The following is a 25610-nucleotide window of genomic DNA, read 5'->3' on the forward strand; positions in this document are numbered from 1 at the left end:
TACCGGAACGTCGAGTTAGACTGCGGGCGAAACGATCAAACGGACATCGGGGCGGGCTGGATGCGGGAAACGAGCGCGGTTAGGCGGCAGCGGATCCTCGCCGTGGTGTTCGCCCGGGGCGCGGTGAAGGTCAGCGATCTGGCCGCTGAGCTGGGTGTTTCGATAGTTACCGTACGCCGGGACGTGGAGCAGCTGGCGCGGGCCGGCAAGCTGCGGCGCGGACACGGGGTGGCCCGCTCGCTCGCGCGACGACGGAGCCGGAAGCGCAAACGATCACGAACACCGACGGAGCGGTCGTCCTCGTGGTGCCCGAGCGGCACACCTACTTGTACGAGGCGGTGCATGGGGCGCGGACAGCGCTCGATGAGGCGGGCGTACGGGTCGCGTTGCACATCGCGCCACAGGTCCCGGCCGCCGAACGGCCCATCGTGGAGCGAGCGCTCGCCGGCGACGTACGGGGGCTGCTGATCGCGCCGCGCTGGCGGACCGCTGATCTCGAAGAAGCCGATTATGGCTGGTTAGCGGGCTTGCGCGTGCCGGCGGTGATCATGGAACGCCGGCCGCGGCCGGGCAGCGCATTACACGCGGTCGACTCGGTCTGCTCCGATCACTGGTACGGAATACACCTCGCGGTCGACCACCTCGTCTCGCTCGGCCATCGGCGGATCGTGCTGGCCGCCCGCGACGACAGCCCGACCGCACGCGCATTGCGAACAGCGTTTGCGGAGATCGCGGCGGCGCATCCGGCAATCGACGGCTGGACAATCGTGCTGAGTTCTCCCAACGCCAGCCCCGATCCGGTCGACGGCCCGCTCCCGCCGCTCGCTGAAATCCTGGCCAAACACCAGGCCACCGGTGCGATTCTGCACGGCGACGTCGACGCGCTAATGCTTGTCCAGCAACTCGCCGACAGTGGCGTACGAGTGCCGCAGGACTGTTCGGTCGTGGCGTACGACGACGTGGTCGCCGCCCTCGGCAGCACCCCGCTGACCGCGATCGCGCCACCCAAAGCCGAGGTGGGACAGGTGGCGGCGGAACTTCTGCTGCGCCGGCTGGACGGTAAGGTCGGCCGGCCGCAGCGACTGCAGCTCCTACCGGAACTCAAGGTCCGCGCCTCGACTGATCGTTTGACCGATTAGAACCCTCTTTTGATCGATCCCTTGACTCCAAACGCTCAGCCGATCAGGATTCGAGTGACCCGAGAGGAGCCTCGATGCCCGGTCGACTGACTCGCCGCTCCCTGCTGCTGACCGCGAGCCTCGCGCTCCCGCTCGCCGCGTGCGCACAGGCCGGCGGCACCGCTTCCCGGAGCGGCCCGACCAAAATCACCTTCTGGTCCGCGCTGCGCGGCAGCAAGCAGGTCGTCGACGCGTTCAACCGTACGCAGAACAAGATCCAGGTCGTCTTCCAGCAAATCCCGTCCGGCGACCAAGGGGGTTACGCGAAGCTCAGCAACGCGGCCCGCGCCGGCAACGCCCCCGATGTCGCCACCATCGAATATCCGCAGGTCCCCGGGTTCGCGATCGACGGCGTCGCCCGCGACCTCAGCTCGATGGTCAGCGACCGGCTGCGCGCGAAACTATTGCCGCAGGCGCTTGGGCTCACCACATTCGACAGCCGGATTTTCACTGTCCCCCTGGATGTCGAGCCGATGGTGATGCATTACCGGAAAGATCTCTTTGACCAGTACGGCCTGACAGTCCCGCGCACCTGGGACGAGTTCGAAACACTGGCGCGTACGCTCAAAAGCAAGGCGCCGAACCGCCGATTGTACGTTTTTCCCACCGATGGCGCGCAACAGGTCGCCGCGTACGCGTGGCAGGCCGGCGCGCAGTGGTTCGGCACCAAAGGTGGCGCGTGGAACGTCTCACTCGCGGACGCGCCAACCCGCCGGATCGCGGCGTACTGGCAGCGGCTCATCGATGAACGCCTGGTTTTCACCAATGCCGGCACCGGCCGCCAGTTCGACGCTCAGGTCAGCCAGGGTTTGGTGCTCGTACGGCTGACCGGCGCCTGGGACGCGGGTGCCCAAATGAAAGCACACACGACACAGAAGGGTCGCTGGCGCGTCGCGCCTCTGCCGCAATGGGATCTCGCGCATCCCGCGCTCGGCACTCAGGGCGGTTCCACCTTCGCTGTCACCAAAAACAGCACGCATCCCGAGGCCGCGATGGAATTCATCGAATGGCAGGTATCGGATCCGGCCGCTTTACGGGCCCGGCTCACCAGCGGCGCCAGCAGCCAATATCCGGCGGTGCCCGGGCTGTTGGAGGTAGGCCGCGCGGCCTTCAACCGCTCGTACTACGGTGGCCAGGACATTTACCGGCTTTTCGATGACGAGGCCCACAAAATCCGCGACGGCTGGATCTGGGGACCACGAATGTCCGCCACTCAACGGGTGATGCAGGACGGTTTGGCCCGGGCCGGCGCTGGCCAGGAAACGGTCATCGACGCGGTGCGTGCGGCGCAGAGCGGCACCATGCCCGACCTGCGAGCGCTTGGCCTGTCCACCACCGAATACAGCACTTGAGGAGAGGGGTGGGCAGTTGACTACGACCGCGCACCGCCGGCCACCGCGCCGAGCACGGCCAGCCTGGTGGGTACGACTCGAAAGCACGCGACCAAGCGGCGCGGCGAACGTTTCGCCCGCGGCGTTTTGATGGGTCCGTTCTTCGCGCTCTTCGTGGTTGTCTTCCTGATTCCGGTCGGGACAGCGCTGTGGCTGAGCTTCTTCGCCGAAGACCGGCCGGGCCTCGGCTTCGGGCCAGACCGGACAGTTTTCGTTGGCCTGCGCAGCTACTTCGCGGTGCTCAGCGACCCGACCTTTCTCAGCAGCCTCGGCACTGTCGTTTCCTACTGCCTTCTCTACATTCCGCTGATGGTGGTCGGTGCGCTGGCGCTGGCCCTGCTGTTGGACTCCGGTGTCGTACGTCTGCGGGCCTGGGCCCAGCTCGGACTCTTCATGCCGCACGCGGTGCCTGGCATCATCGCCGCCATCATTTGGCTCTATCTCTACACACCCGGCCTCAGCCCGGTCGTCGATCTGCTTGGCAAGGCGAACATCACCGTCGACTTTCTGGGCGTACACACGGTGTTACCAGCGATCGTGAACATCTCGCTGTGGAGCAACCTCGGCTATAACATGGTGATTTTCTATGCCGCCCTGCAAGCCGTCCCACGTGAAGTGATCGAGGCGTCCGTTGTCGACGGTGCCGGTCCGATGCGCACGGCGCTCTCGGTCAAGGCGCCGTTGGTACGCTCCGCGATCGTCACGGTCGCGATGTTCACCTTGATCTGGGCCCTTCAACTTTTCACCGAGCCGGTCCTGCTCAGCCAGTCGACTCCGATGATCAGCGCGCGTTTCTCCCCCAGCATGTACATTTTCGACGCTGCCTTCACCCGCAACAACTACGGTCTGGCAGCGGCCGCGTCGGTGATCCTGCTGATCTGCACCATCGCGCTGTCGTACGGCATCACCCGCTGGTCCAACCGCACCGACCGCCGGCAGGAGATTGCCCGATGACTACGGCCGTTTTTTGCGTCCCCGTCTGCTCGGTCGAGTCACCGTCAACCTCGTTGTCGGCATCGCCGTTCTCTACACGCTGTTGCCTGCGTTGTGGCTGGTTCTGGCCGCGTCAAAGAACAGCGACGCACTGTTCGGCAGTGACGTGCTGTCGTTCGGCAATTTCTCCTTCGTCAAGAACCTGACCGATCTTTTCGCCATGGACAGCGGGATCTACGGCCGCTGGTTACGTCAACAGCCTGCTCTACGCAGTGGTCGGCGCTGCGATCAGTTCGATGGTGAGTGTCGCGTGCGGCTATGCCTTCGACAAATACCAGTTCCGGCACAAGGAAAAACTCTTCGGGCTGGTGCTCGCCGCGGTGATGGTGCCGCAGACGGTGCTGGCACTTCCGCTCTATCTGATGGCGTCCACTGTGGGGCTGGTCAACACCTTCTGGGCGGTGTTCATTCCGGTACTCTTCAATCCGTTTGGCGTCTATCTGGGCCGGATTTTCAGCCAGGGCTATGTGCCGGACGAGGTGCTGGAGGCGGCCAGGGTGGACGGCGCCGGCGAGCTGACTCGATATATCAGAGTCGCGCTGAGGATGCTGGGGCCTGGCGTGGTCACGATCTTTCTCTTCCAGCTCACCGCGATCTGGAACAACTTCTTCCTGCCCATGATGATGCTGTCGGACCAGAAGCTCTACCCGGTCAGTCTCGGGCTCTACACCTGGAACAGTTCGGCGACTGTGACGCCTGACTACTATCCGGTGGTGATCATGGGATCATTGCTCGCCGTCCTGCCGCTGGTTATCGCCTTTCTTCTCCTGCAACGATTCTGGCGATCCGGACTCACGGCGGGAGCGGTCAAATAGCCACCATCCCACGCGCTGCTTTCGCGATGGCGCAGAACGCGGCCGACGCCGTGCTGGACGACCGGGCTCTCGCCGCCTTCGACAAAGTCTGTGACCTCCAGCTCCCAGTCATAGACGATTTTCGCGGTGCTCGCCTGCAGGACCTGGAAATCCTTATCACCGGCTGGGGGTGCCCACCGATCGACGAGGCTGTGCTGGACGCTGCCCCAAAACTACGAGCAGTCGTGCACACGGCCGGGTCCGTACGAGCGCACATCACCCAAGCCTGTTGGGATCGCGGCATCGAGGTCTCATCGGCGGCCGCGGCAAATGCGGTGCCAGTCGCGGAATACACGGTCGCCATGATTCTCCTGAGCGGCAAACGTGCGCTGGAACGTGCGCGCGACTACAAGACCGTCCGGCGACGCGAAGAATGGTTGAGTACGCCACGGACCATCGGCAACTTCGGCCGTACGATCGGCATTCTGTCCGCTTCGCTGATCGGCCGACGCGTCATCGAATTACTGCGCCCGTACGATCTGAACCTCCTTCTGCACGATCCGTACGTTCTCGAAGGGGAAATCGACGTTCCACTGGTCAGCATCGAAGAACTGTTCGAGCGCAGCGATCTCGTCAGCGTCCACACTCCCCTGCTCTCGACGACCCATGGCCTGGTCAGCCGCGAGTTGATTGGCATGATGCGACCGGACGCGGTGCTCCTCAACACCGCCCGCGGTGCGGTCGTTGATCAGGACGCGCTCGCCGAGGCGGCTCGGCGGGGGGGACGTACGAGCCATCCTGGATGTCACCGATCCCGAAGTCCTGCCGCCGGAACATCCTTTGTGGGATTGCGAAAACGTGCTGATCACGCCGCATCTCGCCGGCTCCCAGGGAAACGAGTGGGACCGGCTGGCGCCGGCCTCGCGCGCCGCCGGCCGCCGAGATCGAGCGCTGGGCCACCGGGTCCGGCTTCGCTTATCCAGTGAAACGCGAAAGGTTGGATCTGCTCGCATGAAACTCCCTGGCGACGACCGGGACCTGAGTCCGTTCACCGGCTACACCCGCCAGCACTGGGAAACCGCCGCGGACCGCCTGGTAGCAGCGGCCTGGCGTTGGACGACCCCGCGCGGGGCGCTGCTGGACCTGCCTGGTCCGCCCTCGCGGAGCGGCGTTCGCTCGGACGGTCTGGAAGGCTATGCGCGTACGTTCCTCGCCGCCGGTTTTCGGGTCGCTGGCGCCAACGGAGACGACCCGCATGGGTGGCTCGACCGGTACGCGAGTGGATTGGTCGCCGGCACTCGTACGCCCGGACGCGACGACGCCGAGTCCTGGCCGCTGATCCTGGACCACAGCGTCCAGGGCCAGCCGATGGTCGAGTCCGCTTCGGTCGCGCTTGGCCTGCGACTGACCCGGCCGTGGCTGTGGGATCGGCTCGACGGCGATGCGCAGGACCGCGTCGAGGAATGGCTTCGCGGCGCCGTCAGACATATCCCGGCGCCCAACAACTGGTATCTCTTTCCCTTTACGGTGGCCGGTTTCCTGGAATCCGTCGGCCGGGGCGACGCTGAGACGGCCCGCGTCCGCGACCGTGCCCTGGAGCTGCTGGAGACCTGGTATCGCGGCCAGGGCTGGTATGCCGACGGCGATGGTCGCGCTTTCGACCATTACAACGGGTGGGCGCTGCATCTTTATCCGGTGCTCGACGCCTACCTGGCGGGCGCAGACGCCCCGCAGGGGCCGAGGTTGCATGAGCATCTGGAGAGTTTCTCTTTGCTCTTCGGGTCCAATGGCGCGCCAATCCACTTTGGACGGTCGTTGACCTACCGTTTCGCGGCCGGCGCGGCAGTGGCACTCGGTGCGATCACTGGCCACACCCCGCTCACACCCGGTGCCTCGCGGCGGACTGCTGAGCGGAACTCTACGTTATTTCCTTGACAAAACTGACGACGACCTGCTCAGCCTGGGCTGGCATGGCCCGCACTCGGCAACTCTGCAGAGCTACTCAGGTCCCGGTTCCCCTTACTGGGCTTCAAAAGCGTTTGTCTGCCTCCTCGCACCGCCCGAACATCCACTGTGGACGGCCGTCGAGGAACCCGCGCCCAGCGAAGGCCCGGATCAGGTGCTGGCTTTGGCTGCCACCGGTCTGCTCATCCAGACCACCCAGACCGACGGGATCGTACGACTGCACAACCACGGCAGCGACCACGTACGACCGCACGAAGGTGAGCTGGCGGAGGAAGACGATCCGCACTATGGCCGCCAGGCCTATTCAACCCGTACCGGCCCAACGTCGACCCACAACGTGTCCGACAATCATGTTTGTGTGGTCGTTGACGGCGTACGCAGCGTCCGCCGCCGCATCCACCCACTCGGTGCGGCCCACGGCGATGGCTGGGGTTGGGCCGCCTCCTGGCACCTGCCGGTTTTTGGCTCTGGCGCGCCAACAGTTCCTGGTCTGCGGATCGAAAGCGTCACCGTCGCCGTGGGAGCGCACGAATTACGAGTCCACCGCGTCGTAGGCGCTCCACCCGGCGTCGGAGTCGAACAGACCGGCTGGGCGACCGGCCCGGACGAACCACTGGTGTCCACACTCCTACCGCTGCACGGCTGGACCTCAACAGATGACGTACGAGCACCGGAGGGCACGGCTTTCACTCGCTGGGCACTCGTACCGCGGCTTGTCGGCGAGGGAAGCGGACTTTACGCCGCTTTGGCCACCCTGAGCGCGAAGCCCGTCCCGCCGGCAGCCACCCTGATCAAGGCCGACAACTCCACCATTTGCGTCCAGTGGCCGGACACGTCACGGACGTCCATCGCCTTCGACCCGCTCACCGTCGTCCACCGTCCCTGACCCTCGCGAACTCGACGTTTTCGCTGTCAACCACGGTGTGTCGGCAGCGAACACGTCGAGTTCGCGGTGGCTATCGCTTCGCGGGCTGGCGTTTACGAGCCGGAGCCGCCTTTTTTGCCACCGCGGCAGCGGTTTTTTTGGCCGCCGCCTTCTTGGCGGGAGCCGGCGCCGAGGCCGGCGCGGAAACGGCGCGTTTGGGTTGGCGGGCGGCGGTGACGGCTTTGCGGCCGGGGGCCGGCGCGGGCTCCAGGACGTGCTGGAGGAAGCGGCCAGTGTGGCTGGCGGCCACCTCGGCGACCTCCTCCGGAGTGCCCTCGGCGACGACCATGCCGCCGTTGCGGCCGCCTTCCGGGCCGAGGTCGATGACCCAGTCGGACGATTTGATGATGTCCAGGTTGTGCTCGATGACAATCACCGTGTTGCCCGCGTCGACCAGCCGGTCGAGCACGCCGAGAAGCTTGCGCACGTCCTCGAAATGCAGACCGGTGGTCGGTTCGTCCAGCACGTACACGGTCCGGCCGGTCGAGCGTTTCTGCAACTCACTGGCCAGTTTGACGCGCTGCGCCTCGCCGCCGGACAGGGTCGGCGCCGGCTGGCCAAGTCGTACGTACCCGAGGCCGACATCGACCAGCGTGACCAGATAGCGGCGGATCGCTGGTACGGCTGAGAAAAATTCGGCGGCTTCCTCGATCGGCATGTTGAGCACCTCGGAGATGCTCTTGCCCTTGAAGTGAACTTCCAGGGTTTCGCGGTTGTAGCGGGCGCCCCGGCAAACCTCACACGGCACGTACACGTCCGGCAGGAAGTTCATTTCGATCTTGATCGTGCCGTCGCCGGAGCATGCCTCACAGCGACCGCCCTTGACGTTGAACGAGAAACGGCCAGGGCCGTAGCCGCGCACCTTCGCTTCGGTGGTCTCCGCGAAGAGTTTGCGGATATTGTCGAAAACGCCGGTGTAGGTGGCCGGGTTGGACCGGGGCGTACGGCCGATGGGCGACTGGTCGACGCCCACCACCTTGTCCACCAGGGACAGACCGTTCACCCGAGTGTGCCGGCCGGGCACCAGCCGGGCACTGTTGATGGTGTTGGCCAGCACCGAATACAGGATGTCGTTGACCAGGGTGGACTTGCCCGAACCGCTGACCCCGGTCACCGAAATGAAGCAACCGAGCGGAAACTCCACGTCGATGCCGCTGAGGTTGTGCTCTCGGGCGCCCTTCACCACCAACTGCCGGTTGCGGTCCGGCACCCGGCGCAGCGGTGGCACGGCGATCTCGGTCCGGCCCGACAGATACGCGCCGGTCAGCGAATCCTTGCTCTTCAACAGATCGTCGACCGAGCCGGACACCACCACATGGCCGCCGTGCTCGCCGCGCGCCGGGGCCGATGTCGACCACCCAGTCGGCCGTACGAATGGTGTCCTCGTCATGCTCGACGACGATCAACGTGTTGCCAAGGTCCCGCAGGCGTACCAAAGTCTCGATCAGCCGCCGGTTGTCGCGCTGGTGCAGACCGATCGACGGCTCGTCCAGCACGTACAGGACGCCAACCAGGCCGGAACCGATTTGGGTCGCCAGCCGGATGCGTTGCGCCTCACCACCGGACAGTGTGCCGGCCGGGCGGTCCAGCGACAGGTAGTCCAAACCGACATCGAGCAGGAACCGCAGTCTTTCGCCAATTTCCTTGAGAACTCGCTCGGCGATCGCCTTCTGGCGGCGGGTCAGCTTCACCGCGCCAAGGAAATCCGCGCATTCGTCAATGGACATCGCGCAGACTTCGGAAATGTTCTGGCCGCCAATGGTGACGGCGAGAACCTCGGGCTTCAGCCGAGCGCCCTTACAGACGGGACAAGGAACATCCCGCATGTAACCCTCGTAACGCTCCTTGCTCCACTCGCTCTCGGTTTCCTGGTGCCGGCGCTCGATGAACGGCACGACACCTTCGAACGACGCATAATACGAGCGCTCGCGGCCATAGCGGTTCTTGTAGCGTACGTGGACCTGCGTCTCGTGGCCGTAAAGAATCGCTTTTTGGGCGCCTGCCGACAACTCTTCCCACGGCGTGTTCAGATCGAAGTCGAGTGCGTCACCCAGTCCACCCAGCAGGCGGTTGAAATACTCCATGTTGTGACCGGTCGCCCACGGCTGGATGGCGCCACCGGCGAGGGTCTGCTCGGGGTCGGGCACCAGCAGCTCCGCGTCGACCTCCTTGCGCGTACCAATGCCGCTGCACTCCGGGCACGCGCCATACGGAGCGTTGAAGGAGAACGACCGCGGCTCCAGCTCCTCGACGCCGAGCGGGTGGTTGTTCGGGCAGGCCAGCTTCTCCGAATACGTCCGCTCGCGAGTTGGGTCGTTTTCCTCCAGGTCCACGAACTCGGCGACCACGATGCCGTTGGCCAGCCGCAACGCGGTCTCCACCGAGTCGGTCAGCCGGCGCTTGGAGCTGGCCTTCACCGAGAGCCGGTCGATGACCACCTCAATCGTGTGCTTGACCTGCTTCTTCAGCGTCGGCGGCTCGGCCAGTGAATGCACCACGCCGTCGACCCCGGGCCCGCGAGAAACCCTGCGTCTGCAGGCTGGAGAACAGGTCCAAATACTCACCCTTGCGAGCTCGTACGACCGGGGCCAACACCTGGAACCGGGTGCCGTCCTGAAGCGCCATGATCTGGTCGACGATCTGCTGCGGGGTCTGCTTGCTGATCAGCTCACCACAGGTCGGGCAGTGCGCCTCGCCGGCCCGCGCGAACAGCAGCCGCAGGTAGTCGTACACCTCGGTGATGGTGCCAACTGTCGAGCGCGGGTTGCGGTTCGTGGACTTCTGGTCGATCGACACCGCCGGCGACAGGCCCTCGATGAAGTCCACGTCCGGCTTGTCCATCTGGCCGAGGAACTGTCGCGCGTACGACGACAGGGACTCCACGTACCGGCGCTGGCCCTCCGCGAAGATCGTGTCGAAGGCCAGGCTGGACTTGCCGGACCCGGACAGGCCGGTGAAAACGATCAGCGCGTCCCTGGGTAGGTCCACGCTGACGTTCTTGAGGTTGTTCACGCGCGCCATGAACACTCAGGTGTTGAAGCTGGTCGGCCACCGCGATGTGTCCGCTCTCTCGTCGATACGGCTGGTGTTCGTACAAGCTGATGTCGATGCAAGGACGAGAAGTCCCCCGCACCAATGTAACCGGGAGGTATGACAGTTTGATCCCGGCCTCGTACACATGTCCACACCCGGGGCCGACTGCAGCAACGACCAGCGACTATGCGTACGACGTTTTCCCAGAACGTCCGCAACGCCCCGCTGCTTGCGTCTGGCGCAAGCAGCGGGGCGTTGCGGATCAAGAGGTGGTCAGAGCGGCAGGTCCACCAGGGTGGCGAGGCGGGCGCGGTGGTTCGCGGCCGTGCCCAGCGCGAGGGAGGTGCTCTTCGCTCGCTTCAGGTAGAGGTGTGCGGGGTGCTCCCAGGTGAAGCCGATGCCGCCGTGCAGCTGGACGGCCTCTTCGGCGACGGTGACGGCGACCTGGGACACCTGGGCCTGGGCCAGCGCGGGCGATGGCGATGTCGGCGTCCGGGTCGTCGGTCGCGACACAGGTCGCCGCATAGCGGGCCACCGCGCGGGCCTGGGTCACCGACACCCAGGCATCGGCGAGCCGGTGTTTCAGGGCCTGGAACGAGCCGAGCGGGCGACCGAACTGGTAGCGGGTCTTCAAATACTCAATCGTGGTTTCCAGCGCGCGCTCGGCGACGCCCAACTGCTCGGATGCCAGCAGCGCGGCGCCCGTACGCAAGGCCGCGGTGAGTGCTCCTACGGCATCGTCGCCCGCCGCGATTTGCCGGCCGTGCGCTTTTTTCCAGCGTCACATCGGCAAGCGGCCGGGTGGGGTCGAGCGTGACGATCGGCGACCGCGTGACATCCGCCGCGGCAACGACGAACAGCGCCGGACCTTCGGCTGGTACGACGAAATAGTCCGCGGTCAGGGCGTCGACGACAGTCGTCACGGTCCCGCTCAAAGTGCCGCCCTCGGCTCGTACGGCCGAAGGAAAGTCGTTGCCGAAGAACGAAAACGGCACCGCGAGAGTGGCCGAGACCGCTCCCCCCCCCCAGCAAGCTCCGACAGCAGCTCGGTCTCGCCGGCCGCCAGCAGCGCGGCGGTCGCCAGCACCGCACTGCCGAAGAACGGGGTGGGCGCGACGGATCGGCCCAGCTCCTCCAGAACCACGGCGGTTTCCCGGAAAGACGCGCCTGCACCGCCCTGTGCTTCGGCGATCGGAAGCCCGGCACAGCCGGTCTGCTCGGCCAGTGCCTTCCACAGCGCCATGTCGTACGGCTGGTCGGTCTCGATCCGGCCGAGCACCACGTCCGGCCCGGATCGGTCGGTGAGCAGCGCCCGTACACTCGCGCGCAGATCGGACTCTTCCTCGGAATACAGCAGCTGGCTCATCGTGGGAGGTCCTTCCACGGCACGTCCTTGTCGACCCGCGGCTCGGACGGCAGCCCGAGGACGCGTTCGGAAATAATGTTCCGGAGAATTTCCGACGTGCCGCCCTCGATCAGTTTCCCTTGGCTCGCAGGTATCTGTAGCCAGGTGTACGACCGAAGAAGTCCACATCGGACGGTCGGCGCATGGTCCAGTCGTCGTAGCGCAGCCCGTCTTCGCCGGCCAACTCCACCTCCAAGCCGGAAATCTGCTGGTTCAGCTGGGCGAAGGCCAGTTTCGCCGCGGACCCCTCGGGGCCTGGTACGCCGGCGGCCAACTGCTCGCGTAGCCAGCGGCCAGTCAGCCGGACCGCCTCGGCGTCCACCCACAGCCGCAGCAAAGCATCGTGCGTGCCGGGCGTACGCAGCTCCGGATGCTCTCGCCAGGTGGCGGCTAGCGTGCCGATCGCACCGCCTTCGCGTGGCATCGCGCCACCGCCGATCGACACCCGCTCATTCATCAGCGTGGTTTGCGCGACTCGCCAACCGTCGCCGACCTCGCCCAGCCGGTACGAGTCCGGAAGTCTTACGTCAGAAAGGAAAACCTCGTTGAACTCGGCCTCGCCGGTGATTTGCCGGAGCGGTCGTACGTCCACCCCGGGGTCGGTCATGTCGCAGACGAAATAGGTCATGCCGCGGTGTTTTGGCACGTCCGGGTCGGTTCGAGTGACCAGGATCGCCCAGCGGGCCTGATGCGCCAGCGAGGTCCAGACCTTTTGGCCGTTGATCAGCCATTCTTCGCCATCTCTGACGGCTTTGGTGCCCAGCGCGGCAAGATCGGAGCCGGCGCCGGGTTCGCTGAACAGCTGACACCACACTTCTTCGCCGGTCCAGAGCGGCCGCAGGAATCGCTGTCGCTGTTCGTCCGTACCGAAGGCAAGGATCGTCGGCGCGGCCATGCCGAGGCCAATGCCGATCCGGCGCGGGCTGTTGTCCGGCGCACCGGCCGCCGCGAAGGCCTCGTCCACCTCGGTCTGCAGCGACCGCGCCGCGTCCAAACCGCCGAGGCCAGACGGAAAGTGCACCCAGGCGAGGCCCGCGTCGAAGCGTGCGCGGAGAAACTCCAGCCGCTTGCTCGTCGGTAGAGATGCCGGTCGGGTCATGGGCGGCCAGGAAGTCGCGTACCTGTTCCTGCAACGCTGGGGCAGTCGGACTCATCCGGGCAGGATCCTTCTCTCGAAGCAACTGTTCGGTATGACGTATCCAACCGGACACTACACTGTCAACCGACCAGTCGGTATGCTCGCGGCAACGGCCCGGCCAGGTGAGGAGCACCGATGGATTTCGCGTTCGACGCCCGTACCGAGGAACTGCGGGGTCAGCTGACCGAGTTCATGGATTCGCATATCTATCCCAGCGAGCCGATCTTCGAGGAGCAGCTGGAAAAGCGGGAGAATCCGTGGGAACAACCACCGATCATCGACGATCTCAAGCAGGAGGCCCGCAGCCGCGGGCTGTGGAACCTTTTCCTGCCCGGTGAGCATGGTGGCGGGCTGACCAACCTGCAGTACGCGCCGCTCGCCGAGCTCACCGGCCGCAGTCCGGAGCTCGCGCCAGCCGCGCTGAACTGCGCCGCGCCGGACACCGGCAACATGGAAGTGCTGACGATGTTCGGCACACCAGCACAGAAAGAGCAGTGGCTGCAACCGCTGCTGGAAGGTGAGATCCGGTCCGCTTTCTGCATGACCGAGCCCGATGTCGCGTCCTCGGACGCCAGCAACATCAGCACCAGAATCGAGCGCGACGGCAACGAATACGTGATCAACGGCCGCAAATGGTGGTCATCGGGCGCGATGAGCCCGCGCTGCAAGATCTTCATCGTGATGGGCAAGACCGACCCGAGCTCGCACCGGCACCGCCAGCAGAGCATGATCCTGGTCCCCCGCGACGCCCCCCGGCGTGAACATCAAGCGCGGCATGCACGTTTTCGGTTACACCGACGGATCCCACGGCGGCCACGCCGAAATCGAGTTCACCGACGTACGAGTGCCGGTGCAGAACATCATTTCCGGTGAGGGAGACGGTTTCGCGATCGCCCAGGCCCGGCTGGGCCCCGGCCGCATTCATCACGCGATGCGGCTGATCGGGATGTCCGAGCGGGCGCTGGAGGCGATGTGCCGCCGGGTCACCTCGCGGGTCGCGTTCGGCAAGTCGATCGCCGAGCAGGGCGTCGTACAGGAATGGATCGCCGATTCGCGGATCAAGATCGAACAGTTGCGGCTGCTGGTCCTCAAAACCGCGTGGTTGATGGACACCGTCGGAAACAAGGGCGCACACACCGAAATTCAGGCGATCAAGGTGGCGGCACCCTCGGTGGCCACCTGGATCATCGACCGGGCTATTCAGGCACACGGTGGCGGTGGCGTCTCGCAGGACTTCCCAGTCGCCGCCTTGTACGCGCACGCTCGTACGCTCCACCTGGCCGATGGGCCGGACGAGGTGCACAAGCGGTCGCTGGCACATCGCGAGCTGCGCAAGTACGAGACTCGCTAGGTTTTCGCGAGGGGTGATTGGGTGCGGAGGCTGGAGATCAGCATGTCGCCGTAGTGTTCGGCGACCTTGCGACCGGAGAGCCGCCCCTTTTTCGGCGATACCAGATGCCCAGATGGTGAACAGCGCCGAAGTAGTAATCGACGACCAGGTCGGCCGGCACATCGGTACGGAATTCGCCGGCCGCCTGACCGTCGGAGATAACCCTCGCGGAAACGTTCGTGGTAGCGGCGGCGTTCGGCGCGTACGAGCGCCTGTTTTTTCGGTGCCCAGCATGTGCATGGACCGGAAGAAGATGACGGTGTCGTCGAGGTTCGCGATGCTGGTCATGACCACGTCGGCGGCGGCCGCGTGGACACGTTCGGCGTACGAGCCGTCGCCGGAGAGAAGTTTTTCCAGCCGTTCCATCTGTACGGACAGGACCCGGTGGTAGATCTCGTAAAGCAGGTCGTCTTTCGAGCCGAAGTAGTGATACATCGCGCCCTTGGTCACGCCGGCGGCTTCCACCACCTCCTGGACCGAGGTACTTTCGAAACCCTGCTGGGCGAAAAGCCGGGTAGCGGCCTCCAACAACCGGCCGGGCACGCCCGTACGGGCGAGCTTCTCCGGCGCGCCCAGCGCCGATGACTCGCCCGGCATCGCTGCTTCCACCCCGTCATCATACCGGGCGGTCGGTCGGGCAGCGGCGGGAACGACAGGTATCGTGCGAGCCATGGATGGTGCTCCCCTGCGGGCCGCGGTGTTCGACTTCGGCGGCGTGCTCACCGGCTCGGTGGGCCGGGCGGTGATGACCTGGCTGACCCGCGAGCGCATCGCCGTCGACGGCTACCGGACGGTCATGTCGGAATGGGTCTTCAACCGGTCCACCGGCACGTCACCGGCCTATCGGCTGGAGACCGGCGAGATGCCCGGACCGGAGTTCGAACGGTTGCTGGCGGCCAAACTCCAACTGACCGATGGCGGACCGGTCGTCGCGGCGGGCTTGTTGGCCAGGATGTTCGCCGACATGACCGTCGACCCGGCGATGGTCGAGCTGGTACGAGCCCTGCGCGCGGCGGGCCTGCGGACGGCTATGTTGTCCAACCAGCTGGGCCAACGACTACCCGCTCGACCTCGTCGCGGACATCTTCGACGTGTCGGTGATCTCCGCCGAAGTCGGGCTGGCCAAGCCCGATCCGGCGATCTACCAGCTGCTGTTGGAAAGGCTCGCGCTGCCGGCCGAGACGGTCGCCTTCATCGACGACATCGAGCACAACGTGGAGGCCGCTCAAGAGGTCGGCATCGTCTCGGTCGTACACACCGACGCGGCCACCACCCGCCAGTGGTTCGCGGCCCGGGTCCCGCAGCTGGAAGCCCAACCCTGACAGTGGCACGATGACGAACCGTGACGGACACATACAGCGGTGAAGTAAGCGTCGGCAGCCCGGCCCAGACCCGGCAGCTGACCCACCTGGAGATCAGCAAGGTCTCGGTCGGCCCGATGGACAACAACGCGTATCTGCTGAAATGCCGGCAGACCGGCGACACCCTGCTGGTGGACGCGGCCAACGACGCCGACACACTGATCGCGCTGCTGGCGAAGCGTACGAACGGGGAGCTCGGCACGGTCTTCACCACGCATCAGCACGGGGACCACTGGCAGGCGATCGGCGCCGTGGTGGCCGCCACCGGCGCCACCACCGCGGCCGGTCGGCCGGACGCCGAAGGGCTGCCGGTGGCGGTGGATGTGCCGCTGGACGACGGCGACGAGCTGGTCGTCGGCGACTGCACGCTGACCGCCATCCACCTGGTCGGCCACACTCCGGGATCCATCGCGTTGGCGTACGAAGATCCCCAAGGGCACACGCATGTCTTCACCGGTGACTCGCTTTTCCCTGGCGGGGTGGGAAGAACGGGCAGTCCCGAGGCTTTTCAGTCGCTTTTGCATGACGTACGCACCAAGATCTTCGACCGCTTCGACGACGACACCTGGGTCTACCCGGGCCATGGCAAGGACACCACCCTCGGCGTGGAGCGCCCGCACCTGGACGAGTGGGCGGCTCGCGGCTGGTAGGACACCGGAAACCTCAGGGCGACACGGACTGAACCCCCTTTTGTTGCCCTGAAATACCTTGACCAAAGGTCCGTATTTGGTCAGGCTGAACGGGTAGCTCCGCATAGCGCCCATTAAAGCCTGACGAAAGCGGACAAATCATGGCCTCCTTCACTCGTCGTCAGGTGCTCGCCAGCGGGCTGGTCAGCGCGATGGCCGGCTTCGGTTCGCTGTCGGCCTCGGCCCGCAGCGCGCTGGCCAGCGTCGCCCGGCCCGGCCCGGATCGCGACTGTCCGACATCGAGCATGTGGTGATCCTGATGCAGGAAAACCGGTCATTCGACCATTATTTCGGCACCCTGTCAGGGGTTGCCGGCTTCGACGACCCGCTGGTGCCGCGGGACTGGCGGACCGGCCGGACCGCCTTCGAGCAGCTCGACCCGTCCGCGCAGGACGGCGCCAACGGCCTGCTGCTCCCGTGGCACCTGCCGGTCGCGACGAGTTCCGCACACTGCCTCACCGACGTGTCGCATACCTGGCAAGTGCAGCATCAGTCCATGAATGGCGGGAAAAACGACACCTGGGTGTCCAGCCATGTCACTCCGGACACCCAGATCGCCAAGGTCTCCGACCACCCGGCCGCGATCGTCAACGGCGGCGCCAGGGTGATGTCGTACTTCACCCGCGACGACCTGCCCTTCCACTACGCGCTGGCGGACACTTTCACGGTTTGCGACCGCTATTTCTGCTCGGTCATCGGGCCAACCATCCCGAACCGCCTCTACTTGATGTCCGCGTCAATCGACCCAGCCGCGACACATGGCGGGCCGGGCATCAACAACTTCAAGAACGGTTTCAGCTGGACGACCTATCCGGAGCGGCTGCAGGCGGCTGGCATCGACTGGCGCCTTTACCGAGAAGGCGACGACTTCGGCGACAACATGCTCGATCATTTCGCCGCCTACCAGGATCGCACCAGCGACCTCTTCCGGCGCGGCCGTACGGTGCTGGCCAGCGGCAAGGTGCCGAACATTTCTCAGCCAGGACGTACAAAACGGCAATCTGCCCCAGGTTTCCTGGATCGTCGGCCCGTCCTGGTCCACCGAACACCCGGAATACATGCCGGCCGGCGGCGCCTATTTTCTCCAGCAGGTGCTCGAAGCGCTTACGTCAAACACGGCGGTCTGGCAGAAAACCCTGTTGATCGTGACGTACGACGAAAACGGCGGGTTCTTCGACCACGTACGAGCACCGCAGGCGCCACGGGGCACGCCGGGCGAATACCTGACGCCGGCCGCGCTGGCGACCACTCCGGAGGCGGCTGGCATCGCCGGCCCGATCGGTCTTGGACCGCGGGTGCCGACGATGCTGATCTCGCCGTTCACCCGCGGTGGCCTGGTCAGCAGTCACACGTACGACCACACCTCGGTCCTGCGGTTACTCGAAACCAGGTTTGGCGTCGAGGTGCCCAACCTGACGCACTGGCGGCGGGCCACCTGCGGCGACCTCGTCGAGGCCATCAACTTCGCCGGCACCCCGCGACCGCGCTGCCCACCCTCCCGGACACCGCCGCGCTCCTGCGGGAAGCCGTCGAGGAGTGCAAAACCCAGCCGCCGCCCCAGGTTCCGGTCGAGCAGGTCATGCCCAGGCAGGAGCACGGCTTCCGCCGCCGGCCCAGCGGCCCGATCTTCTAGAAAACGCCGCCACCAAGAAAACTAAGGCCGCGGTTGATTCCCGGCCCTACGGCACCACGGTGACCGGCCAGCGGCCGCTGCGTACCAGCCGGACCGCGATCGACCCGACCAGCCGGTGGCCAGCCTGCTCGGACGCGCCGACCACCACTGCGTCGGCACGGGTTTCGTCGGCGATCCTGGTCAGCTCGGTGTACGGGTCGCCATGCACCGATAGGAAGCGGTAGTTGAGCGTGTGCTCCCGGGAGGCCGCCTCTTCTATCTGCTTGCGCAGATCCTGCGCGACCTCCTCCAAGGTCTCCTCGACCGAGCCGGCCAGCGACGGCACCAACGCCGACATCTGCGGTGTGCTGCCGACGTACACGATGACGAGCTCGGCACCGTGCCGCCGGGCCATGCCAGCCGCGTACGCGGCCGCGTGCATCGACGAGTCCGAACCGTCCACGCCGACCAGGATCACCAGCGGGCCGTCGTTGCCCAGTTCGAAGTAGCTCATCGCCGGCTCTGCCTCCGTGTGCCCGGACCTGATCACCGCAAGTCGGTCACACCGTAAACCACCGCGGCCCGGCTCGGCGCGCCGAGATTCAGTCGGCCAACCGGAAGGCCAGCTCGGTCTCCCACTTGGACATGTCCGGCTCGATCACCGGATTCGTCTTGTACGACTCCAAGCGGCACCCCCACTTCTCGCCGGCTGGCGTGTCCTCCCGGTCCCAGCGCAGACCCCGCTCGCCACCCCACTCCAGCACCGCGCGTACGACGCTGACGAGCTGCTCGGGCGAACCAAGGTGGGTCACCGTGACGTACCGGCCCGCTGGCAGCACCCCTGGTCGTACGTCCTCGTCGCCCGGCACCTCGGTGGCGACCGGTACGCCGGCCTCGATCTCCAGGTGGCTGCTCATGTCTATGACGGTGTAGCGCAGGAACGGCGGGCCCGCCGGCGCGATGCCACGACTGGCGAGCCATCCGAAGACGGCCGGGATACGGTCGGCGATCTCACCGATGGTCCGCATCGTGACGGTGCCGCCAATGGCCACGTACGGCTGGTCGGCACAATGGATGATGCTGGGTTGGGTTGGGTTCATGTCGGGGTAGACCGGCAAGCCGACGGGAAGTCATCGGCAAACGAAGAGCAAAAACGTTACAAAAAGGACCGATTTCGCGGTTTGAGGGAACCAACCACCCCCTAGCGTCGTCACCAAACAGGGCGCGAGGAGCATGGACACCAGTCAGGTATCCTCCGCACTCAAGCAGACAACAAAGGAGTTGGGTGAGCTTGGCGAGCAGGGCCTCGCGGCAGGACGACGACCGGCCGCGCAAGACCAAGAAGTCCAAGTCGCCGCGATGGGCGCGACTGTGCCTGATCATCGGCATCGTGGTGGTGGTCCTCGCGGGCGGTGGCTGGGTGGCCGCCAACCAGGTGATCAACCACTACGCCGACGAGGTTCACAAGAGTGACATCCTCGGCGGTGTCCCGCAGAACGAGCGGGCCAGTGTGCCGCCGTCCGGCGCCCCGGTCACCGGCCCGCTGAACATCCTGATGCTCGGCTCGGACAACGCCGACGGCTCCCGGGCCAAAACCCAGGGCGTGGACGGTCAGCGGTCCGACTCGATCATCCTGTTCCACATCGACAAGTCCTTCCAGCACGTGTACGCGTTCTCCATCGAGCGCGACTCGTACGTGCGGATCCCGGCCGGCGGTTCCTGGCAGGGCGGTAAGGACAAGATCAACGCCGCGCTGCAGTACGGCGGCCCGTCGCTGACCCTCCGTACCGTCCAGGACCTCCTCGGCATCAAGATCAACTACGCCGCGGTGGTCAGTTTCTCGGCGCTGATCAAGGCGGTTGACGCGGTCGCGCGGCGTGGATGTCAACGTCGACAAGACGACGTACGACAACCAGTTCAAGCGCACCTGGACCAAGGGCATCCACCACCTGACCGGTATGGACGCGGAGTATTACGTGCGCCAGCGGCACGGACTCGCAGCCGGTGACTACGACCGGATGAAGCGCCAGCAGCAGGTCATCCGGGCGCTGGTCGCCAAGGCCACCACGGGCGGCGTGCTCAGCAACCCGTACAAGCTCAACGCACTGCTGGAGACGGTCATCGGCTCGGTGACCGTGGAGACCACCACGCCGGTCAAGGACCTGGTCTTCGCGTCCCGCTCGCTTGGCCTGGGCGCGGTCACCTTCAGCACCATGCCGATGAACGGCACCATCCAGATGGGCGGCACCGACTACGAGCGGGTCAGCTCGACCGGCGTCGAGGCGCTCGGCAAGGCGATCAACAGCGACGACTTCACCGCGTATCTGAAAAAGTATCCGCCGAATGACGCGTCGCACGGCCTCTGACCGTCTTCGCAAAGCGCTCGTCGTTGTCGTGAGTCTCGTGGCTGTCCTGGCCGTCACCGGCTGTGATCCGCTGCCGGTTCGGCAGGCCAGCCATGAGACGAACGTCTTCACCCCGCCGCCCTTGCCGGCCGACGCGCGATCCCGTCCGCTGGGGCGACCTGGGCCGCTGCCGGCGGACACCGGCCCGTACAAGATCACCCTGACGCAAGGCACCTCCCAGGCACCGGTGGCGTACGACCCGTGCCGGCCGATTCACTACGTCACCAACCGTGCCAGTAAGCCGCGCAACGGTGACGCCGTGTTGCGCGAGGCGCTCGCCCGCCTCGGTGCGGCCACCGGCCTGCACTTCCACGACGACGGCGCCACCACCGAGGTGCCGGTGCCGCACCGGCCGGACTTCCAGCCCAAGCGCTACGGCAATCGGTGGGCACCGGTGCTGATCAGCTGGTCCGACCCGCAGGACCTGGCCGACCTCGATGGCCCGGTGGTCGGCATCGGCTACAGCGCGACTCGTACGGCGATCCCGGCCAGCGCCGCTACGTGAGCGGCACGGTCGTGTTGGACGGGCCACAAATCAACGAGTGGCTGAAACAGAGCGGCGGCCGGGCCCGGGCCCGGGCGATCATCGAGCACGAGCTCGGCCACCTCGTCGGCCTCGGGCACGTCCACGACCCGCACGAGATCATGAACCCGGACGCCTCGGTCAGCACCACCGACTACGGACCAGGCGACCTGCATGGCCTGGCACTGCTCGGCACCGGTCGCTGTTTTCGGGACGCCTGAAGGGGTTTTTTACTGCGGACAGCGGGACTCGACCGGTCGGCCATCCAGCAGGAATGCCGACAATGCGCTGCTGACACACGGATTCGCGAGATTGACGCCGTGCCCGCCGGCGTCGATGCTGACCATCGCGGCCCGCCGCCCGAAGGCCGCCAGCGTCTGCCGGGCGCCCATGTATGACGTGAATGGATCGCGGAGGTTCTGCAGCAGCTGGATATTGCGCGGCCCGTTCGTATTCGGCCGTACGGCCGGCTCGCGCGGTGGGTAGTGCCAGAACGCGCACGGCCACACGTTGCCCGGCATTCCGTTGGTCAGCGGGAAAAGCGCCCGGTCGACCCGGACCTGGGTGGCGTAGGTAGCGGGATCTCGGGACCAGGCCACGTCCCCACAGATGACCGCGTCCTGCGCCGAGACGAGGTTGTCCGGCACGACGGTCGGCAGCGTCGTGGATGGCACGGCCGCCTTTGCCGCCGGTGCGGCCGCGAACTGCCAGACGGCGGACGCGAGTGGGTAATACCGAGGGCCGGTCAAAGAAATGTCGGTGACCGCCCGGAGGCCGTTACCGTCCAACACCCGCCCGCTCGGCGTCTTCTTCGGCGTACGGTCCAGCTGCGCGGCCAGCCGGAAATAGGTGGCTCGCACTTGGCTAGCCGTCGTACCGAAATGCAGCGTACTGTCCTGCGCGGCCAGCCATTTCGCGAAATCCGGGAAGGTCTGCTCGGCGCCGAGACCGTCCAGGTTCAGCGCCTGCTTGACGCCGCCCGGCGGATCCACGCTGTCCAGCACCATCCGATCGGTGTGGCTGCTGAACATCGTCGCGTACACCTCGCCGAGATATGTCGCGTACGAGGTGCCGTAGAAGGAAATCCTTGGTACGCCAAGGGTCTGGCGGATGTGGTCCAGGTCGCGAGCGATGTTCGCGGTGGTGAGGTAGCTCAGATAGTCGCCGGCGTTTTGGGCGCAGGTGTCGGCGATCCTGCGAGCGTCGGACAGGCTGCTCGAGATGTCCCCGTTCGGCGACGGAAAGGGGAAACCCTTCTCGGCCGCCCGGTCCGCGTCGGACAGTCCGCACTTGACCGGAGTGCTCTGGCCAACCCCGCGATCATCCAGGCCGACCAGGTCGTACGCGTCGGTCACCGCGGCCGGCAGTTGGCGGACCAGCTCGCTCGGGTGATCCAGGCCAGTGACCCCTGGGCCGCCGGGCACTGTCAGCAGATATCCCTTGCGCAGGGCGGGTTTGGCCGACTTGAGCAGCGAAATCTCGAGGTCGATTTTCGGCCCGTCCGGATGCTGGTATCCAGCGGGACCTGAATCCTCGCGCACTGCTGACGCTGATCGCGATCGACGAACTGCCCGGAGGCATCGGGCGTCTGGGGTGGACACACTCCCCACTGCGGGGTTGTCATCCCCGGCGAGGCGGCCGCCGGGGATATCGGCACGAAGCCGGCTATCAAAGTGGTCAAGACAAGGAAAATTCTCACGCACGTCCTCCATGCATTCGTGGCTCGTACGAACCACCCTCGCGCGAGGACGCGGTCCAGCGCATTCACCCCTGGACCGAAAAAAAACCGCCTCCACCCGCGGGTGGAGGCGGCCATCAACTATGCGGTTCGCACCCGGTTGTTGACGACGACCCGCTGCACAAACCAGGTAATCGCCAGGTAAAGCGGCAGGCTCGCGAAGCCCAACCCGGCCGGCGCACCCAGTTTTTCGGCGAGCACGTCAAGCCCGAGGTGAACAGCCACACCGATGACCCAGAGCGACGCGGTCAACCAGGTGCCCTGGCGCATCAACTGGTCACCATCTCGCCAGAGTTTGACGGTCAGCGCCCGCGCCAGACCAAAAGCACCGGCCAGCACCAATCCGACCAACACCAAACCGAGCCCGCCCGGCGACAGTGGATGGCCCTGCAGCACCTGCGCCGACGAATAAAGGCCGTACACCGCCACGACCAACAGGAAAATCTGGTTCGACTTCTGTTTGACCGGGCGCGCCTGCAACTGCCGGAAGACCAGGTAGGCCAACACAGCCAGCCCGATCAACACGTTGGCAACCGTCACCGACTCCCCCTCCACAACGTGACCGCGAATCGGTCCCGCGGCGCCGAGATCACAGTACGGCGATATCGGATCGACGGCACCAGCACACGGGTGGACCTTTCCGCCTCAACCCTGGGATGGAGACACCCGAATCATGTTCCACGACAGTGGCGGCAGGGAGATCTCCAGTTTCCCACCCTCCACTGTGGAGGGTGCCGCGGTCCGCGGCGCGACCCGGTTCGGATGCGCGGCGGTGTTCGTGGCCTGCGGGTCGCCGTCGCCGACGTACGTGTGATGGGCCACCGCGAGGCCCGGATATCCGCGCAGATCCACCGTCAGTGGCAGGCTTTCCCGCTGGTCCCGGTTGACTGCGAAGACCGTCACCGCGGTGCCGTCCGGCGACTCCACCGCCACGCTGTCCAGCACTGGCACCTCACCAAACCAGGCGGTCTCGTACGACGGACGGACCGGTCGCCGCGGTCCGCAGCACGGTTCCCCGGCCGTACCGACTGGTCAGCGCGAACGGGTGGAAAATCGACTGGCGCCAGGCTGCGCCATTCGGCTCGGAGCGGATCGCACCGATCGCGTTCACCAACTGGGCGAGGCAGGCCATGCTCACTCGGTCCGCGTGCCGGAGCAGGCTGATCAGCAGGTTGCCGACCACCACCGCGTCGGTCAGGGTGTATTCGTCCTCAACCAGCCGCGGCGCGTGCGCCCAGTCGTGGCTCATCTCGGTGCCGACCTGATACCAGATGTTCCACTCGTCGAAGGAAAGATTGATCCGCTTCTTGTGTCGGCCCTTCGCCCGTACGTGATCGGCGGTGGCCACGATCGCGTCGATGAAGGTGTCCATGTCCAGCGCAGAGGCCAGAAAACTCGCCTTGTCGCCGTCTCGCTCCTGATAGTACGAATGCAGGGACACGTAGTCGACGTACTCGTAGCAGTGTTCCAGAATGGTCGCTTCCCAGCTGCCAAAGGTGGGCATCCGGGAATTGGACGAGCCGCACGCGACCAACTCCAGAGTCGGGTCCACCAACCGCATCGCCTTCGCCGTCTCGGCCGCCAACCGGCCGTATTCGTCCGCGGTCTTGTGGCCAATCTGCCAGTCGCCGTCCATTTCGTTGCCCAGGCACCACACCCTTACGTCATGGGGATCAGCGGCGCCGTTTTTCCTGCGCAGATCAGACGTAGTACGTGCCGCCCGGATGGTTGCAATACTCAACCAGGGCGGCCGCCGCGTCCACGCCCCGGGTGCCGAGGTTGACCGCCAGCATCGGCGCCGAGCCGACCTGGCGGGTCCACCGACAGAACTCGTCAGTGCCAACCTCGTTGCTCTCCACCGACCGCCAGGCGAGATCCAACCGGGTGGGCCGCTGGTCCTTGGGGCCGATGCCGTCTTCCCAGCGATATCCCGAGACAAAAATTGCCGCCTGGGTAACGTAAAATCGGCACCCCAAGCTCTCGGGTCAACTCGGCCACATCCTCGCGGAAGCCGTCCTGGTCCGCGGTGGGATGTCCGGGCTCGTAAATCCCGGTGTAGACACACCGGCCAAGGTGCTCGACGAAAGAGCCGTACAAGCGCGGGTCGACCTCCCCGATCCGGAAAGCCGGGTCGACCACGAGACGAGCTGATGGCACGCAAATGTCCTTTCGTTACTTGAAACCGCTGAGGCCCAGCAGTCCAGCGGTACGCGGGAGCGAGCGCCGACTGAGGTTTTCATGGCTGCCCTCGACTCTCGCCAGCCGAGCCGACTGTCGACCCGCGAACGAGCAGTTCCACTGGCAGCAGCACGCTGCCATGCACCTGCTCGCCGCGAATCCGGTCCAACAGCAACGTCATCGCGCGCCGCCCGGTCTCCCGCATGGGAATGCGCACGGTGGTCAGGGACGGCGTGACGTACGCGGCGAAAGGCATGTCGTCGCAGCCCACCACGGCGCAGTCATCCGGCACTCGTACGCCCCGCTGGTGCAACGCCGACAAAACTCCCAAGGCAATCAGGTCGTTGTGGGCGAAAACCGCGGAGATCGTCCGATCGCGCTCCAACAGTTCAAGCGTGGCCCCGAATCCACCCTCGGCGGTCCACGCGGCCTCCACGACATGGTCGGCGCGCAGGCGTACGTCCCGATCGGCCAGCCCGGCCCGAAAACCGCGCGACCGGCTCGTCACCACCCGCCGCTGCGCCGGGCCGCGGCCACCATCGCGACATTGTGCCGACCCAGCTCGACCAGGTGGTTCGCGACCATTCGACCGGTGCCGCCGTGGCTCGATCCGACCACCGGCACCCCGCCGCCGGGCACATGGTGAATGCTCACCGCCGGCACCTGGCCACGCAGCAGAACACCGATCTCGGCGTTCTTCTCCATTCTGGGCGCCGCGGACAGAATGCCGTCCACTCGCCTTTCCAACAGTTTCCGAACAAACAAACCCCGGCCCATCCTCGCCCAACGCGGTGCCGATGATGACCGCGTGACCATTCCCGCGGGCCTCTTGTTCAGCGCCCACCACGAACTGTGCGAGTGCCCAGTCGTCGAGATCGTCGGCGACAATGCC

General features: G+C 65.8%; 23 protein-coding genes and 12 pseudogenes. 20 read left to right on the forward strand and 15 right to left on the reverse strand.

What is annotated here, in order from left to right; genetic code table 11:
• Positions 1–60: 60 nt before the first annotated feature.
• From GNX96_RS48795 to GNX96_RS48810, 10 genes and pseudogenes are all read left to right on the forward strand, one after another.
• Positions 61–231, forward strand: a pseudogene (locus tag GNX96_RS48795) (DeoR family transcriptional regulator); the annotation flags it as partial.
• A gap of 74 nt (positions 232–305) precedes the next feature.
• The gene (locus GNX96_RS04725) at positions 306–1139 is read left to right on the forward strand and encodes a substrate-binding domain-containing protein (protein WP_279579358.1); all 834 of its coding nucleotides are present in this window, start codon (positions 306–308) and stop codon (positions 1137–1139) included.
• A gap of 74 nt (positions 1140–1213) precedes the next feature.
• The gene (locus tag GNX96_RS04730) at positions 1214–2530 is read left to right on the forward strand and encodes an ABC transporter substrate-binding protein (protein ID WP_163567159.1); all 1317 of its coding nucleotides are present in this window, start codon (positions 1214–1216) and stop codon (positions 2528–2530) included.
• A 66-nt stretch (positions 2531–2596) separates the two neighbouring features.
• Complete coding sequence (locus tag GNX96_RS04735) at positions 2597–3523, forward strand: carbohydrate ABC transporter permease (protein ID WP_279579359.1); 927 nt, start codon at positions 2597–2599, stop codon at positions 3521–3523.
• A 275-nt stretch (positions 3524–3798) separates the two neighbouring features.
• Positions 3799–4377, forward strand: a complete 579-nt coding sequence (locus GNX96_RS04740) for a carbohydrate ABC transporter permease (RefSeq protein ID WP_279579360.1) — start codon at positions 3799–3801, stop codon at positions 4375–4377.
• Between the two features lie 26 nt (positions 4378–4403).
• A pseudogene (locus GNX96_RS04745) lies at positions 4404–5126 on the forward strand (NAD(P)-dependent oxidoreductase); the annotation flags it as partial.
• Positions 5092–5196, forward strand: a pseudogene (locus GNX96_RS62495) (hypothetical protein); the annotation flags it as partial. The pseudogenes GNX96_RS04745 and GNX96_RS62495, both read left to right, overlap by 35 nt.
• Before the next feature lie 171 nt (positions 5197–5367).
• Positions 5368–6291, forward strand: coding sequence for a DUF2264 domain-containing protein (locus GNX96_RS48805; RefSeq protein WP_279579440.1), 924 nt, complete (start codon positions 5368–5370; stop codon positions 6289–6291).
• A pseudogene (locus GNX96_RS62500) lies at positions 6245–6391 on the forward strand (DUF2264 domain-containing protein); the annotation flags it as partial. The gene GNX96_RS48805 and the pseudogene GNX96_RS62500, both read left to right, overlap by 47 nt.
• Before the next feature lie 84 nt (positions 6392–6475).
• Positions 6476–7207, forward strand: coding sequence for a hypothetical protein (locus tag GNX96_RS48810; RefSeq protein ID WP_279579361.1), 732 nt, complete (start codon positions 6476–6478; stop codon positions 7205–7207).
• A 70-nt stretch (positions 7208–7277) separates the two neighbouring features.
• On the opposite strand, the pseudogene uvrA reads toward GNX96_RS48810, so the two are convergent.
• The 3 pseudogenes from uvrA to GNX96_RS04765 all read right to left on the reverse strand — a co-directional run bounded on the left by uvrA (position 7278) and on the right by GNX96_RS04765 (position 12838).
• Positions 7278–10267, reverse strand: a pseudogene (gene uvrA / locus GNX96_RS04755) (excinuclease ABC subunit UvrA).
• Between the two features lie 285 nt (positions 10268–10552).
• Positions 10553–11645 (reverse strand): annotated as a pseudogene (locus tag GNX96_RS67065) (acyl-CoA dehydrogenase family protein).
• A pseudogene (locus tag GNX96_RS04765) lies at positions 11642–12838 on the reverse strand (acyl-CoA dehydrogenase family protein). Before GNX96_RS04765 ends, GNX96_RS67065 begins: the two co-directional pseudogenes overlap by 4 nt.
• Before the next feature lie 119 nt (positions 12839–12957).
• Between GNX96_RS04765 and GNX96_RS04770 the strand changes: the two are divergent.
• Positions 12958–14173 (forward strand): annotated as a pseudogene (locus GNX96_RS04770) (acyl-CoA dehydrogenase family protein).
• Positions 14174–14665: 492 nt separating this feature from the next.
• Here GNX96_RS04770 and GNX96_RS62525 read toward each other — a convergent pair.
• Together GNX96_RS62525 and GNX96_RS48820 are read right to left on the reverse strand one after the other, a co-directional pair.
• A pseudogene (locus GNX96_RS62525) lies at positions 14666–14983 on the reverse strand (helix-turn-helix domain-containing protein); the annotation flags it as partial.
• A gap of 61 nt (positions 14984–15044) precedes the next feature.
• Entirely contained in the window at positions 15045–15266 is a 222-nt protein-coding gene (locus GNX96_RS48820) for a hypothetical protein (RefSeq protein ID WP_279579363.1), read from the reverse strand.
• Between the two features lie 28 nt (positions 15267–15294).
• On the opposite strand from GNX96_RS48820, the gene GNX96_RS48825 reads away from it, so the two are divergent.
• Positions 15295–15534 (forward strand): HAD-IA family hydrolase, encoded by a 240-nt coding sequence (locus tag GNX96_RS48825; RefSeq protein ID WP_279579441.1) that lies wholly within the window; start codon positions 15295–15297, stop codon positions 15532–15534.
• A 20-nt stretch (positions 15535–15554) separates the two neighbouring features.
• A complete protein-coding gene (locus tag GNX96_RS04785; RefSeq protein ID WP_279579364.1) occupies positions 15555–16223 on the forward strand; it encodes an MBL fold metallo-hydrolase in 669 nt (222 codons plus the stop codon).
• A gap of 160 nt (positions 16224–16383) precedes the next feature.
• On the opposite strand, the gene GNX96_RS48830 is transcribed toward GNX96_RS04785, so the two are convergent.
• Complete coding sequence (locus tag GNX96_RS48830; protein ID WP_279579365.1) at positions 16384–16509, reverse strand: hypothetical protein; 126 nt, start codon at positions 16507–16509, stop codon at positions 16384–16386.
• A 12-nt stretch (positions 16510–16521) separates the two neighbouring features.
• Here GNX96_RS48830 and GNX96_RS48835 point away from each other — a divergent pair.
• Together GNX96_RS48835 and GNX96_RS48840 are read left to right on the forward strand one after the other, a co-directional pair.
• Positions 16522–17124: pseudogene (locus tag GNX96_RS48835) on the forward strand (alkaline phosphatase family protein); the annotation flags it as partial.
• Positions 17021–17920 (forward strand): alkaline phosphatase family protein, encoded by a 900-nt coding sequence (locus tag GNX96_RS48840; RefSeq protein WP_279579442.1) that lies wholly within the window; start codon positions 17021–17023, stop codon positions 17918–17920. The pseudogene GNX96_RS48835 and the gene GNX96_RS48840, both read left to right, overlap by 104 nt.
• Before the next feature lie 21 nt (positions 17921–17941).
• On the opposite strand, the gene GNX96_RS04795 is transcribed toward GNX96_RS48840, so the two are convergent.
• Together GNX96_RS04795 and GNX96_RS04800 are read right to left on the reverse strand one after the other, a co-directional pair.
• Positions 17942–18388: a universal stress protein gene (locus GNX96_RS04795; protein ID WP_163567160.1), complete on the reverse strand. Its 447-nt coding sequence runs from the start codon at positions 18386–18388 to the stop codon at positions 17942–17944.
• An 88-nt stretch (positions 18389–18476) separates the two neighbouring features.
• A complete protein-coding gene (locus GNX96_RS04800) occupies positions 18477–18974 on the reverse strand; it encodes a GyrI-like domain-containing protein (protein ID WP_163567161.1) in 498 nt (165 codons plus the stop codon).
• Between the two features lie 455 nt (positions 18975–19429).
• Between GNX96_RS04800 and GNX96_RS62530 the strand changes: the two are divergent.
• From GNX96_RS62530 to GNX96_RS04820, 5 genes and pseudogenes are all read left to right on the forward strand, one after another.
• Positions 19430–19735, forward strand: a pseudogene (locus GNX96_RS62530) (LCP family protein); the annotation flags it as partial.
• Between the two features lie 16 nt (positions 19736–19751).
• Positions 19752–19877, forward strand: a pseudogene (locus tag GNX96_RS62535) (hypothetical protein); the annotation flags it as partial.
• A 15-nt stretch (positions 19878–19892) separates the two neighbouring features.
• The gene (locus GNX96_RS04810; protein ID WP_279579366.1) at positions 19893–20240 is read left to right on the forward strand and encodes an LCP family protein; all 348 of its coding nucleotides are present in this window, start codon (positions 19893–19895) and stop codon (positions 20238–20240) included.
• Positions 20241–20268: 28 nt separating this feature from the next.
• The gene (locus GNX96_RS04815) at positions 20269–20784 is read left to right on the forward strand and encodes a hypothetical protein (protein ID WP_163567164.1); all 516 of its coding nucleotides are present in this window, start codon (positions 20269–20271) and stop codon (positions 20782–20784) included.
• On the forward strand, positions 20781–21023 hold the full coding sequence (locus GNX96_RS04820) for a matrixin family metalloprotease (protein WP_163567165.1): 243 nt from the start codon (positions 20781–20783) through the stop codon (positions 21021–21023). The genes GNX96_RS04815 and GNX96_RS04820 overlap by 4 nt, the downstream gene beginning before the upstream one ends.
• A gap of 9 nt (positions 21024–21032) precedes the next feature.
• Here GNX96_RS04820 and GNX96_RS04825 read toward each other — a convergent pair whose 3' ends face one another.
• From GNX96_RS04825 to GNX96_RS48865, 7 genes are all read right to left on the reverse strand, one after another.
• Complete coding sequence (locus GNX96_RS04825; protein WP_163567166.1) at positions 21033–22343, reverse strand: alpha/beta fold hydrolase; 1311 nt, start codon at positions 22341–22343, stop codon at positions 21033–21035.
• A 278-nt stretch (positions 22344–22621) separates the two neighbouring features.
• The gene (locus tag GNX96_RS04830) at positions 22622–23080 is read right to left on the reverse strand and encodes a hypothetical protein (protein ID WP_163567167.1); all 459 of its coding nucleotides are present in this window, start codon (positions 23078–23080) and stop codon (positions 22622–22624) included.
• Between the two features lie 105 nt (positions 23081–23185).
• Positions 23186–23485 carry an alpha-L-arabinofuranosidase C-terminal domain-containing protein gene (locus GNX96_RS48845; protein WP_279579367.1) on the reverse strand — a complete coding sequence of 100 codons (300 nt, stop codon included), beginning with the start codon at positions 23483–23485 and terminating at the stop codon, positions 23186–23188.
• 7 nt (positions 23486–23492) lie between these two features.
• Positions 23493–24281 carry an alpha-L-arabinofuranosidase C-terminal domain-containing protein gene (locus GNX96_RS48850; protein ID WP_279579368.1) on the reverse strand — a complete coding sequence of 263 codons (789 nt, stop codon included), beginning with the start codon at positions 24279–24281 and terminating at the stop codon, positions 23493–23495.
• A complete protein-coding gene (locus tag GNX96_RS48855; RefSeq protein WP_279579369.1) occupies positions 24241–24516 on the reverse strand; it encodes a hypothetical protein in 276 nt (91 codons plus the stop codon). The genes GNX96_RS48850 and GNX96_RS48855 overlap by 41 nt, the downstream gene beginning before the upstream one ends.
• 260 nt (positions 24517–24776) lie before the next feature.
• Positions 24777–25226 (reverse strand): LacI family DNA-binding transcriptional regulator, encoded by a 450-nt coding sequence (locus tag GNX96_RS48860; protein WP_279579370.1) that lies wholly within the window; start codon positions 25224–25226, stop codon positions 24777–24779.
• Positions 25223–25453 (reverse strand): type 1 periplasmic-binding domain-containing protein, encoded by a 231-nt coding sequence (locus tag GNX96_RS48865; RefSeq protein ID WP_279579371.1) that lies wholly within the window; start codon positions 25451–25453, stop codon positions 25223–25225. Before GNX96_RS48865 ends, GNX96_RS48860 begins: the two co-directional genes overlap by 4 nt.
• Between the last annotated feature and the right edge of the window lie 157 nt (positions 25454–25610).

Source organism: Fodinicola feengrottensis (assembly GCF_010993775.1).
Lineage (GTDB): Bacteria > Actinomycetota > Actinomycetes > Mycobacteriales > HKI-0501 > Fodinicola > Fodinicola feengrottensis.